General features: G+C 49.1%; 10 protein-coding genes and 1 pseudogene. 2 read left to right on the top strand and 9 right to left on the bottom strand.

Annotation, left to right across the window (positions count from 1 at the left end; genetic code table 11):
* Nucleotides 1-19: 19 nt before the first annotated feature.
* From CEW91_RS11680 to CEW91_RS11660, 5 genes are read right to left on the bottom strand one after another with little or no spacing between them, the layout of a single operon-like run.
* Nucleotides 20-331, bottom strand: coding sequence for an ArsR/SmtB family transcription factor (locus CEW91_RS11680; protein ID WP_053954280.1), 312 nt, complete (start codon nt 329-331; stop codon nt 20-22).
* A 7-nt stretch (nt 332-338) separates the two neighbouring features.
* Complete coding sequence (locus CEW91_RS11675; protein ID WP_088769207.1) at nt 339-557, bottom strand: YgaP family membrane protein; 219 nt, start codon at nt 555-557, stop codon at nt 339-341.
* 25 nt (nt 558-582) lie between these two features.
* Nucleotides 583-1,788: a hypothetical protein gene (locus CEW91_RS11670; RefSeq protein ID WP_088769206.1), complete on the bottom strand. Its 1,206-nt coding sequence runs from the start codon at nt 1,786-1,788 to the stop codon at nt 583-585.
* A gap of 2 nt (nt 1,789-1,790) precedes the next feature.
* Complete coding sequence (locus CEW91_RS11665) at nt 1,791-2,591, bottom strand: outer membrane lipoprotein-sorting protein (protein ID WP_088769205.1); 801 nt, start codon at nt 2,589-2,591, stop codon at nt 1,791-1,793.
* Complete coding sequence (locus CEW91_RS11660) at nt 2,588-5,104, bottom strand: efflux RND transporter permease subunit (RefSeq protein ID WP_088769204.1); 2,517 nt, start codon at nt 5,102-5,104, stop codon at nt 2,588-2,590. The genes CEW91_RS11665 and CEW91_RS11660 overlap by 4 nt, the downstream gene beginning before the upstream one ends.
* Nucleotides 5,105-5,202: 98 nt before the next feature.
* Here CEW91_RS11660 and deoD point away from each other — a divergent pair, with 98 nt between their 5' ends.
* Nucleotides 5,203-5,913, top strand: coding sequence for a purine-nucleoside phosphorylase (deoD, locus tag CEW91_RS11655; protein ID WP_088769203.1), 711 nt, complete (start codon nt 5,203-5,205; stop codon nt 5,911-5,913).
* Nucleotides 5,914-6,044: 131 nt separating this feature from the next.
* Nucleotides 6,045-8,474, top strand: a complete 2,430-nt coding sequence (locus CEW91_RS11650; RefSeq protein ID WP_232506976.1) for a bacteriohemerythrin — start codon at nt 6,045-6,047, stop codon at nt 8,472-8,474.
* A gap of 57 nt (nt 8,475-8,531) precedes the next feature.
* On the opposite strand, the gene CEW91_RS11645 is transcribed toward CEW91_RS11650, so the two are convergent.
* From CEW91_RS11645 to CEW91_RS11630, 4 genes and pseudogenes are all read right to left on the bottom strand, one after another.
* A complete protein-coding gene (locus tag CEW91_RS11645; RefSeq protein WP_088769201.1) occupies nt 8,532-9,704 on the bottom strand; it encodes an acyl-CoA dehydrogenase in 1,173 nt (390 codons plus the stop codon).
* A gap of 19 nt (nt 9,705-9,723) precedes the next feature.
* A complete protein-coding gene (locus CEW91_RS11640) occupies nt 9,724-10,413 on the bottom strand; it encodes a helix-turn-helix domain-containing protein (protein WP_232506975.1) in 690 nt (229 codons plus the stop codon).
* Between the two features lie 106 nt (nt 10,414-10,519).
* Nucleotides 10,520-10,696 (bottom strand): annotated as a pseudogene (locus CEW91_RS11635) (4Fe-4S dicluster domain-containing protein); the annotation flags it as partial.
* Nucleotides 10,693-11,994, bottom strand: a complete 1,302-nt coding sequence (locus CEW91_RS11630) for a peptidase U32 family protein (protein ID WP_088769200.1) — start codon at nt 11,992-11,994, stop codon at nt 10,693-10,695. The gene CEW91_RS11630 and the pseudogene CEW91_RS11635, both read right to left, overlap by 4 nt.
* Nucleotides 11,995-12,092: the final 98 nt, after the last annotated feature.

Below are 12,092 nucleotides of genomic sequence, written 5' to 3'. Positions count from 1 at the left end.
CATCCCCAAAGGAATATCACTAAAGAGACGGACAGAACTTGGTTTTCAGCAACTTCATGAAGGCTTCGGTATCCGGGTCTTTAATGGAATAGAAAACCGTTTGGGATTCTTTGCGAATGGTTACTAACTCTTGTTCCCGAAGCACTGCTAAGTGCTGTGAAAAAGCGGACGCACTTAAATCAAAATGCTGGTGCAACTCACCCACACTTTGTTCTCCTAATGCCAACCGACATAGGATTTGTAATCGATGAGGGTTGCCCAGCGAGCGCAGAAAGCTTGCTGCGTTCTGCGCTTCTTCCTGAAGCATCTCTTGTGATTCAGTTGCACTCATGGTGTCTTTATTTTCCTGCTTTTTCTAACTCGCGTTCGGTTTTAAGTCCAAAGGCTTTTTTCATCACCATACTGGCCGGACAAAAGCCGGTAAACGATTGCTGGAATAAGTTAGCACCAACAAACACGGTTAGCCACATCCAGTTTGGGTGAACCCAGTAAGTTAAGGCTACAGACAACAATACCATAAAGCCGGCAAATGCGGTTAAAGCTCTTTCTACGCTCATCGTAAAACTCCTTCAGTTTCTCGCATTAAAAGGCGTATCGCATGCGCAGATACGCGTTGTTATTCTCCGTGAACTGACCGAAAAAGGTATTCGGAGTCTCGCGGAAGAACAGGTTAAAGCCACCGCTGAACGACCAATGGTCGTCAATGCGGTAGTCAAATGTCGGGCGCAGGTAGCCGTCGTTTTGATTCGGCGATACAAACGCAAACAGTGACAGGTTCAGGTCATCGCGCTCGTCGCGCCAGGTTAAACGGGTGGTGAGTACCGTGCGTGTTTGGGTGTCGCCTTTCTCAATGTAGGCCTGAAAGCCGCCGGTAAAGCGTGTCCACAGCTCTTGCTCATAGCCAATCAGTGCACGCCAGTGGTCTGCTGCGTCGTGGCGGTTGTAATTGGCCACCTCAGTGTTAACCAGACCCGGGCCAAGGGTCATTCGCACTGACGCACCAACCACCGTTAAACGACCAAAGGTGGGCTGAAAGTTGTCAGTGACGGCTTCGGGGCTTTTGGTGAAGCCGTCGTAGCCATAAAGGGCGTACTCCACACCATCAATATTACGAAATAAGCGCAAAGCGAATTCGTCGCGCGTAGGCTCGACAAACTGAATGGATGGATCGTCACCGGTTAACTGCCCGGAGAGCGGATTAAAATAGGAGATACGTTCACCACGAATGTAGTTATCGTGATCAAACTCCGGTGTCCAAACAAGGTCGATATTAATCCAGTCGAAATAGCTGGTCACCCGAAGTGCGTCAGAAGGCGCTTTTAAGTACTCCTGGTCACGCCCGACAAAGAAGGACTGCCAGTCTTTAGGAAACAGGTCGTTCAGGAATAAATAATCGCCAGTGCCCCAGGTGAGTACCTGACGGCCCACTTTTATGTCAGTGTTATCGAAAACTGTGAACTGGGCATTCAGTTCGCGAATTTGGCCATGCCAGGTTTTATCGAAACCGTCGTACCAGCCGTCGGCTTTTGCGGTCCAGGTAATGTCCTGCCAGCGTTCGTCAAAACCGAGCTGAAGTCGAGGTTCGGCAATAGACAAACGCTTGTGATAGGGGGAGGATTCAAATCGTCCGCCTATTGCCGCCTCAACGAAACCATAGACATTAATACTCTGGTCTTGTTCCGTTCCCCAGTCACTGTCCCATTGCTCGTCGTCCCAGGAGTCTTGCGCTGACGCGGCCTGAGCCAAAGTGAAAAGAACGGTAAAGAGGAAAAAAGCACGATAGATCATAACTAATCTCTCAGTTGCAGCCATTCTGCCGGCGGGTTACGCAAGCTACGCTCGCTGAAAATGCTGTCTGGCAAACCGATGTTGTACTTCATAAAGCGAAACTGCATTTCAGTTTGTCCGCCATTAGTTAAGTCCGACATGCGTGAATGAGTCACGGTTGGGTAGCCCTGGACCGTTTCCACTTTCAGTACTTCCATTTTTCGGTAGGCTTCTTCGTTGTCGTTATAGAAGGTGCTTTCGACTGGCAGCATATGTTCTTTATCAATAACGACTTCGTAGTAGCTGAACTCGACATTGTCAGGGTGTTTCGGCGTACCTTTTAGTACGTAATTATCTTCGCTTTCAGAAATCAGCTCATAATTATCGAGCTCAGTGTTGCGGCCGGACACATCTTCATAGAAAAAGTGAGAACCGACAAAAGACGTGCGCTTGTCACCGGCCGATATGCGTTTCACCAAGTCCAGATCAGGCAAATACAACCAGCGGTCATCGTCGTCGTTGACCTGTTTGACCACACGAAACACCGTGTCGCGCACGTCAGCAGGGCGTGAAAAAAATATCATCATGTCTTGTACGCCGCCATCCTGCTGGTCTTTACGCAAAATGGTGAATTGGCGCATTTGTTGGCGGCCCTGATTATCGGTAATGATCATGCGCGCCGCACTGCGACCGTCATCGCCCGAGTAATAGGCGTTTAATTCAGCTTGTTCGACAATCTCACGCGCGCTTTTTTCAGCGCTAATAGTCTGGCCACTAATGAGCAACAACGCAGCCAATACAGCAGTTAAAAATAAAGCTTTCATGATTGACCTCCACGGAATATCAGGCGGCTAAAGGCAGTCATTACCGCCGGGAGCATAATAAGTGTCACTATGGCGGATATCGCCATAATGCTGGCTAAGAATACGCCTACGGTAATGTAGGGCACTAACGGTGCGAACAGCAGTGGCGTGAAGCCAATAGCAATGACAATGGCATTGCGGGAAATAGCGCGCGCAGGCTCATCAAACATAACGGTCAGAGTGTCTTGCCAGTTGCCGGTTTGTTTGAAGGTTGCGCGGGTGCGCTCGATAAAGTGAATGGCAAAGTCCACCGACAGCCCAAGCGTTAGCGAGGACAGCACCGCAATAGGCATGTCGTAGTCTTTACCGACCCAGCCGATAAGTCCGTAAATAAAGGCAATGGTCAGACTCAGCGGCAGCATCGCCAGCACGCCGAAGACCACCGAACGGAACAGCAATACCATCATAATGAACACCACCACAAAGGCGCTGATTAAGCTGTCGAGCATGCCTTCGACCATGGCCTCCTGCCACACCACGTTCAGGTAAGCTTTACCGGCCCAGTCCATTTCAATGTTGGCCGGCAGCGGGTTGTCCTCAATGTAGCTGTCCACCGCTTCTACTACCTTAGTTACGTGCTGGTTGTCACCGCTGGTCAGCTGCAACCACATTAAGCTGCGTTTGTAGTCCGGCGTCACAAAGTGCCAGAGGTCCTGCGGACGGTGGGATGACTGATACTGCAATAGGGTTTGCGCAACGCCGTTGGCATTGTCCGGCAGCTTGTAGTCTTTTGCTTCGCCTGAACGTAATTCGCGGTTTACCGTTTTGACCACGTCGGACAGGCTGTTTGACTTGCCCACTAAGCCGGTCGTTTGCAAGTACGCTTGCATCTCGCTCATGTAAGCCAGTAGCTCAGGCTTTTGGAACGCTTTGCTGGCGCTGTTGAGTTGCTCGAGCTCAGTCATTAAGCCCTCTAATGGCTCTAATTGGTCAGAGCCAACGCTAAAGAGCAGGTCATCAATCGCGATAATCCACTCGTTAAAGCGCACTTCTTCTTGCTCAAGCAGGGTACTTAATGCGTCACGAGCCGTTTCTGAGAGTGTGTCGTTATTTAATGCATCACGAACCGCTGAACGCGCTTTTTCAGTGGCATCTAAAGTGTTTTCAAAAACCATGTAGGCGTTATAAGTACCGGCAAAGTGGTCATTTAATACTTCATCGGCAATGCGCACTTCATGGTCTGATTTAAACCAGCGTACGGGGTTGTCGTTAATATTAATTTGCTGGATACCAAACCAGGCAAATGCCAAAACTGCCAGAAAAAAGGCTATCCATAGCTTCGCGTGACGAGCAGCGACAGCGCCCAGTTTTTGTAGCCAGCCATCCTTATGTTCTTCATGAGTGTCCTGGGCAAAGCTTTCCAGGGTTGATGGTTTCAGTGCGCACACATAGGCAGGCACGAAAATCACGGTAATTAAGAACGCCAAAAGAATACCGGAACCAACGAAAGCGCCAAATATTTGTACCGGCGGAATTGGCGTTAGCATTAACGAGTAAAAGCCAATGGCCGATGTAACCGAGGTAAACAGCATGGGGGTAAATAAGTGCCTCAGCACGTCTTTTATCGTGTCTTTCGCATTGCCTTTTTCACGGTAGCGGTCAGAGAACTCTGACATAATATGCACCGAGTCGACCACGGCAATCGGCATCAGGAAAATGGCGATCATCGACGACATAATGTGTACGGTGAAGCCCAACGCAATGAGCGCACCCATGGTAATGAGTACGGTCGACATGGCGACTATCATAGCGGCGCTAATGAAGCGGACATTGCGGAAAAACACCCACAACAGGGCGAAAATCGCCGCTGCTGCTAACGGCGCCGAAATACCCATTTGCACAAACATTTCATAGCCAAACTGGTCTTCAGCCACCGGTAAGCCGGTAATATGCCAGTCATCGCTGCTGTTCAGCGTATTGATTTTGCTACGTAATTGCTCCGCCAGCGCATAGCTTTCGTCTTTACTTTCAATGGGCACATAAATGGCGGCGGCTTTGCCGTCACCGGAAACAATGGTGTTATAAAGCAGTGGCAAGTCTTCAACCTGCTGCTGAATGTAGCGAGCTTCCACGTCATTTTCCGGCGGCTGCTTCATCATCCACTCAAAGCGAATGATGCCGGGTCCCTCCTGAGTAATGTTATCGACATTAGCCAGTGACATCAGGTCATCGCTAATAACGCCGTCCAGCGACTCCGCATAATTCGACACGGTATGCAGGTCGGTTAATGTCTGCTGGTTATAAACCGTTTTTTCATTCACTACGCCAACGACAATCATGTCATGCATAGCAAAGGTTTCTTTGACCTCATTATGGAAAACCCGCTGCGGATTGTTGTCCGGCAGCATGTTCTCCGGATCGGTATCAATGGTAATTGAGGGGATAAAAGCAGCAACGCCAAGCGTGATCAGTGTCAATAACCAAAACACGCTTCTGCGGTACCCTGTCGCCAATTTCATAATGACATCGATCATATTAATTCCGTATTTACTAATTTAGATAAATACGAAATATAGTCGATCTTTTTCAGTTTGTCATCTATTTTGGTTAAAAAACTATCAGAGTAATTGCTATGACCACACCTCATATTGCTGCACAACCAGGCGCTTTTGCCGAACTTTGTCTTTTCCCTGGAGACCCGTTACGCGCCAAACATATTGCCGAAACACACCTAAGTGATGCGGTGCTTGTTAGTGATACCCGCAATATGCTGGCGTTTACTGGTAGCTATCGCGGTGTTCCGGTTTCGGTGATGGGCTCCGGTATGGGCATGCCTTCTTGTATGTTATACGCGCAGGAGTTGTTTCAACATTACGGTGTTCAACAGCTGATTCGTGTCGGCAGTTGTGGCTCTGTCGCTCCTCATTTGACGCTCGGGGATATTGTTGTGGCTCAGGGAGCGTGCACGGACTCTGCAATGAACCGACACCTGTTTGGTGATTACGATTTTGCACCTATTGCTAACTACAATTTGCTGAGCCGCTTCGTCAATCACTGCGACTTGAGTCATCAGCGTATTGCCGTCGGCAATGTGTTTTCTACTGATAGTTTCTATCATCCTGATAAAAAGCTGAACCAGAAAGCCGAGGCTATGGGAGCCTTAGCTTTAGATATGGAAGCGGCAGCCTTATATGCCGCTGCTGCGGTTCATAAGCGTCAGGCGTTGGCTGTAATGACCGTGTCTGATGAGCTGCAAACCGGGCTAGGTTTGTCGGCGCTGGAGCGTCAAACTGCTTTTAACGACATGACCGATATGGTCTTAGAAAGTACGGTGATTTATTAAACTGACGTACTTTTTTGACCGAGATCAACTAACCGTTACCTATTAAGTTATAACCCTATATTTCATGTGACTAATGCCGATGTATAGGCACAATAGCGAGTTTGTCGCTAAATGTATTCGCTTGAAGTGGAGTGGTTATGAAGTGGTTGGATAGGCTGACGCGACCGATTCAAAAGTTGTTTAATGTGCTGAGTTTTCGTCGAAAGTTCAGTCTGATTGGGTTTTTGCTATTTTTGCCGGTTATCGTGCTAAGCGCGCTGACCGTAAGTGACTCCCTTAATAAAAGCGATGCGCTGGAACAAAAGCAGCAAGTGGCGATGTACTGGCCTGAGTTTAAAGGCTTGTTCGAACATGTCGCCAAGCACCGGGGGATGACTGGAACGGCAGAGCAGCGCCGTGCTTTTTTGACAGAAATACAGCGTTCTGCACAGCACGTTGATAAACATTTAAACGCGTTAGCGGATTTAGCCAGCCGCTATGAAAGCCTATCTGAAAGCCGAGTGAGTGCGTTTAAACGCAGCTGGCAGCAGTTGAAAGGGTCTACCGGCAAGTTTGACTCACATTCGCAGCTTATTGCACAGCTGCACCAAGCCTTAAAACAACTCAGCACCGACGCCAAACTGTTATTGGAAGACGACTTGGTCAGCCTGCAACTGGCGCGTTTAAACACAGAATCATTACCGCAGCTGGTTGAGCTCAGCGGACAGTTACGTGGCCTGGGGGCTCAGTGGTTGAACACTTCTGGTACTGCTTCGCAGCAGCAGGTCATGACCTTAAGCTACGTTTTTGAGCGTGAAGTTGAACAATTCGTTCAGGCGGTTGAAGCGCTTACCGACAATAGTAACGATGAAACCTTGATGAGCCACGCTAAAGAGGCAGAACAGCAACTGTCGATGTTTAGTAGTTCTGCGGCGCAGCATTTAGCAAGTCGAACAATGTCTGCCGATGACTTCTTCCGTGAAGGTTCTGCGGCTATTGGCGCGCTACTTGGTTTCTATGACGCCATTATTCCGGTGTATCAACAGCGCTTGGGTGAACGCCTGGATAAACTGGATGGTGTTATCTGGAAAAATATTGTGCTGTTAGCGCTGGTATTGCTATTACAACTGTTGCTATTCACCAGCCTGTATTTAGGTATTTATCGAGCGGTAACCGCGAATATCAATATGGCTAAGCAATTGGCTAACGGCGACTTGAACAGCTTAGGTGTTGCAGAAGGTAAAGACGAGCTGTCTAAGATTACCGACTACCTCAATTCGGTCGCCATAGAAACCAGCTATTCGGTTGACGCGATTCGTAAGTCCAGCGACGGTATGGACCGCTTGGGGGACGGTAACTATCAGGCCATAAAAGAGTTAGCTGAGCGAGCCAAAGAGCAGGCTGCACAAATGCAAAGCGCGGCGGCAGCTGTGGAGCAGATGACTGCCGCCATTAGCGAAGTGTCGGAGTCTACACAACGAGCTGCTACCGAGGCCGATAATACCATGACCTCGGCGCAAAACGGTCAGCAGGTGGTCAATACTATGGTTGAGGCTATTCAACGACTTGAGCAGGAAGTGTCTGAGTCTCAACAGGTTATAAAGACCTTATCAGAAGACAGCCAGGCTATTTCGAAAATTCTTCTGACTATTAACGATATTGCCGACCAGACCAACTTGTTAGCACTGAACGCGGCTATCGAAGCGGCGCGTGCGGGCGAGTCGGGGCGAGGCTTTGCGGTGGTTGCCGATGAAGTTCGTCAGCTGGCGCAACGTGTACAGGCGTCGACTGGTGAAATCCAGAGCGTTATTGGGCGCTTAGAAAGTAATACGGAAAACGCCGTTCATACCATGGAGCGGAACAAAGCGCTGGCCGGTCAGAACGTTGAGCACGCGAATAAGGCGTCAATGTCTTTGACCGACATTGTTGAAAACGTGGGTGTGATTAACGATCTGAATACGCAAATTGCCTCTGCGGCAGAAGAACAGTCAGCAGTGACCATGAACATTCAGGAAAACGTCAACTCGCTGTCAGAAAGCGCGAAAGTGATAGATGAGCGCTCTCAGGAAGCGTTGGAGAGCTCGGCTCAGTTAACCACTCTGGGCGGTGAAATCAAGTCGCTGGGTGACCGTTACTACATTGAAAATGCCGTTATTGAAAAACGCTTACAAGAGCAGGATGTGCTTATTGAGTGGTCGTCTAAGCTGGATGTTGGCATTGAAGAAATTAACCGTCAGCATCAGCGCTTAATTTATATTGCTAACGAGCTGTATCGACTGAAGTTGCGCGATGGCGACCAGCACGCCTTGCAACGCTTGGTGGACTCGTTAATCAACTACACGGCCACGCACTTTAATTACGAAGAGCTGCTCATGGAGCGAAACGACTATCCGGATTTAGAAAACCACAAAGTGAAGCACAAGGAGCTGGTGCAAGATGTTATGCGCTTTAAACACCGCGTCGATAACCATGAAGACGTGATTGATGAGCTGTTGGACTTTGTGAAAGCGTGGCTAATGAACCATATTATGAAAAGCGATATGGCATACAAGAGTCATCTAAACGGCAAGGGCATTCGTTAAACCGGGCGAAAAATTACAGCCCCAGGCTAATCACTGGGGCTACGTTTTGTATTTTAGTTAAAATGCAGGAATGTCGGTTTGCGCCCGACCGAGAATTAATGCGTGAATGTCGTGGGTACCTTCGTAGGTATTCACAGCCTCTAAGTTCATGACATGACGAATAACATGATATTCGTCGGCAATGCCGTTACCGCCGTGCATATCGCGAGACTGGCGGGCAATATCCAACGCTTTACCACAGCTGTTGCGCTTAATCAGTGAAATAGCGGTAGGGTTCAAGGTGCCGTTGTCGAGTTCGCGACCGGCTTGCAGACAGCTCAATAGACCTAAGCTAATTTCCGTTTGCATGTCCGCCAGCTTTTTCTGAATAAGCTGATTCGCTGCAAGCGGCTTGCCAAACTGACTGCGCTCCAGCGTGTATTGACGTGCAGCGTGCCAGCAGAATTCAGCCGCACCCAGTGAACCCCAGGCAATGCCGTAACGCGCTTTATTGAGGCAGCTAAATGGGCCTTTTAAGCCTTTCACTTCCGGGAAAATATGGTCTTCTGATACTTCAACGCCATCCATAACAATTTCGCCGGTAATAGACGCACGAAGTGAGAATTTCCCGTCAATTTTCGGGGCGCTCAGACCTTTCATGCCTTTTTCCAGAACAAAACCGCGAATCTCGCCGTCGAGTTTCGCCCATACGACAAATACATCCGCGATAGGCGAGTTGGTTATCCACATTTTCGAGCCGGACAGCACATAACCGTTGTCTGTGCGCTTCGCGACCGTGCGCATACTGGCAGGATCCGAGCCAGAATCAGGCTCGGTTAAGCCAAAGCAGCCGACCCATTCGCCGCTGGCGAGTTTTGGCAAATACTTTTTACGCTGTGCTTCAGTACCAAAGGTATAAATAGGGTGCATGACTAGGGAAGACTGCACACTCATGGCACTGCGGTAGCCGCTGTCAACGCGCTCAATTTCGCGGGCAATAAGGCCGTAGCTAACGTGGTTAACACCGCTGCCGCCATATTCTTCCGGTAACGTTGAGCCCAGCAGGCCCATCTCACCCAGCTCACTCATGATGGCGCGATCAAAGTTCTCGTTGCGGTTGGCTTCCAGTACTCGTGGCATCAACTTTTCCTGTGCGTACTGATGCGCGCTTTCCTGAATCATTTTTTCCTCATCAGTGAGTGCGTTTTGCCAGTTGAGTGGATCGGACCAGTTAAACCCAGCGGATGACATGTAACCTCCTGCTTAGCGCTTAAGCGACGCGTCGCTCCAATGCGCTTAAATCATTAATTGTTAAAATGGACTGTTTGGTTTGAATGAGCTCTTGCTCTTTCAATGCAGTAAATATACGGCTGACCGTTTCAACCGCCAAACCAAGATAATTGGCGATATCGGTACGAGTCATTGGCAGCCGGAACTCACTGCGGGACAGCCCATGTTGCTGCATGTGTGTACTTATTGAAAGTAAAAAAGACACCACTTTCTGCTCAGCGCTGGTGTTCACAATGTTTAAATAATGCTTGCTGTTGTTGCCCAGGCGACGGCTCATTAGGCGCATCAAGTTCCCTTCCACTTTGGGCAACTCCTGCGCAAACAGCTTGCCCAGTTTAATTTCACAAAGCATGGAGGTTTCCAACGTTTCGCAATAGGTACTGGCGTTACCGGTTGCAAGAGACTCCAACCCGACAATATCGCCCACCATATGAAAACTGGTAATTTGCTGCTTACCATTGCTGTCTATGGTGTAGCATTTCACCGAGCCACTTTTTATCGCAAAAACGGAGTTCAACGCTTCGCCTTCGCTAAATACCACACTGCGCTTATTGTATAAGTGCGGCTCGCGGCTGCTTTTATCGAGAATTTCGACATCGCTGGGAATAAGCCCCGCAGGTACACAAATAGATTGCATGCTGCATTGATTACATTGAATTGGAGTACGCATAGTCATCTCATCGACTGTATTATTGACCTGGCTCACTATACAAAACCCTCCAATTGATTTATGTACCTCTAAAGAGAGGGGGGACATACCCCTTTGCTTATAAAATATCGACTGCCTCTACCGGGCAAACCGCATAACAGTTAGGCGTGTCGTAATACCCCTCGCATTCAACACACTTGTCCTGATTTATTTCGTAAATGTCGTCGCCCATCGCAATGGCTTCTGTAGGGCATTCGGGCTCACACATATCGCAGTTAATGCAACCGTCGTTTATTTTGATCATGCCGCTTTCCTCGCAAGGTTTTCTTTGACCAAAAAACAGTAGGGGATGTCTTTTTCATCAATGGTGACCGGTGTTTTTAACACCACGGTATAACCAGAACCGGGCGCGCGAATCATGGCTTCGTCTCGTGTTGAGGTCATATCCGCCAGTTGAAAGCGATGATTACCGTTCGGTGTCATCAGCAGAAGTTCGTCGCCAATGGCAAAACCATTTTTTACGGATACTTGGTAACGACCGTCACCGTGCGCATTACAAAGCTGGCCAACTAATAAGTGTTGCCCTTCGCTATGTGAGCGCTCGTAGTTTTGTAAGTCGTGCGGTGTATGGCGTTGCAAAAAACCAGCGGTAAAACCGCGATTGGCCATACCTTCTAAGTCGTTCAGCAACGTTGGGTCAAAGGGCTTACCGGCAACCGCATCATCAATGGCTTGACGGTATACCTGGGCGGTGCGGGCAATGTAATAGTCGGACTTAGTTCGACCTTCGATTTTCAGCGAATGCACACCCATTTGCACCAAATCATTAACGTATTCAACGGCGCGCAAATCCTTTGAATTCATGATGTAAGAACCGTGTTGGTCTTCATCGAGCAGCATTAAGTCCTGCGGGCGTTTCGGATCACCAAGTAGTACCGGATCGTACTGTCCAACAGCATTTTCATTGGCTTCGTGCACTTCATAGCCCCAGCGGCAGGCATTGGTGCAGGCGCCTTGGTTCGGGTCGCGTTTGTTCATATAACCCGACAATAAACAGCGGCCGGAGTAAGCCATGCAAAGAGCGCCGTGCACGAACACCTCGACTTCAATATCGGGCACCTGTTGGCGCATTTCGGCAATTTCTTTTAAACCCAGTTCGCGTGACAGAATGACCCGCTCAATGCCTTGTTTCTGCCAGAACTTCAGCGCCGCCCAGTTAATGGTATTGGCCTGAACGGACAAGTGTAGCGGCTGCTCGGGAAAGTGCTCCTGTAGCAACATTACCACGCCGGGGTCGGACACAATTAACGCATCGGGCTGCATGTCCACAATAGTGCGCATATGATCAACAAAGCGCGTTAATTTGGTATTGTGCGGCGCGATGTTGACGACCACATAGAAACGCTTACCGCGTTCGTGGGCTTCTTCAATGCAGTCACCTAAATTGTCCAGCGTGAAAGAGTTGTTTCGCACACGCAGGCTGTAGCGTGGTTCGCCGGCATAAACGGCATCCGCACCATAAGCAAAAGCCATGCGCATCGCTTCCGGGCTACCGGCAGGGCAAAGCAGTTCAGGACGGAAATGAGCGGCTGACGCAGACATAAAACACCTGTATGACCTATGTGGCGGCAAAGGTTAGCAAATTTCACGGGAGCTCAATTTGATGTAAATCAAAACCTATGGTTGGGGGAACCATAGCT

The organism is Idiomarina piscisalsi, assembly GCF_002211765.1.
Lineage (GTDB): Bacteria > Pseudomonadota > Gammaproteobacteria > Enterobacterales > Alteromonadaceae > Idiomarina > Idiomarina piscisalsi_A.
The sequence above is the reverse complement of the archived record's forward strand: the minus strand, read 5'-3'. Positions and strand labels throughout refer to the sequence as shown.

Excerpts from the sequence above, each read along its gene's own strand:
- CEW91_RS11680 (WP_053954280.1), bottom strand. The coding sequence starts at position 331 with ATGAGTGCAACTGAATCACAAGAGATGCTTCAGGAAGAAGCGCAGAAC.
- CEW91_RS11675 (WP_088769207.1), bottom strand. The coding sequence starts at position 557 with ATGAGCGTAGAAAGAGCTTTAACCGCATTTGCCGGCTTTATGGTATTG.
- CEW91_RS11670 (WP_088769206.1), bottom strand. The coding sequence starts at position 1,788 with ATGATCTATCGTGCTTTTTTCCTCTTTACCGTTCTTTTCACTTTGGCT.
- CEW91_RS11665 (WP_088769205.1), bottom strand. The coding sequence starts at position 2,591 with ATGAAAGCTTTATTTTTAACTGCTGTATTGGCTGCGTTGTTGCTCATT.
- CEW91_RS11660 (WP_088769204.1), bottom strand. The coding sequence starts at position 5,104 with ATGATCGATGTCATTATGAAATTGGCGACAGGGTACCGCAGAAGCGTG.
- deoD (WP_088769203.1), top strand. The coding sequence starts at position 5,203 with ATGACCACACCTCATATTGCTGCACAACCAGGCGCTTTTGCCGAACTT.
- CEW91_RS11645 (WP_088769201.1), bottom strand. The coding sequence starts at position 9,704 with ATGTCATCCGCTGGGTTTAACTGGTCCGATCCACTCAACTGGCAAAAC.
- CEW91_RS11640 (WP_232506975.1), bottom strand. The coding sequence starts at position 10,413 with ATGCGTACTCCAATTCAATGTAATCAATGCAGCATGCAATCTATTTGT.
- CEW91_RS11630 (WP_088769200.1), bottom strand. The coding sequence starts at position 11,994 with ATGTCTGCGTCAGCCGCTCATTTCCGTCCTGAACTGCTTTGCCCTGCC.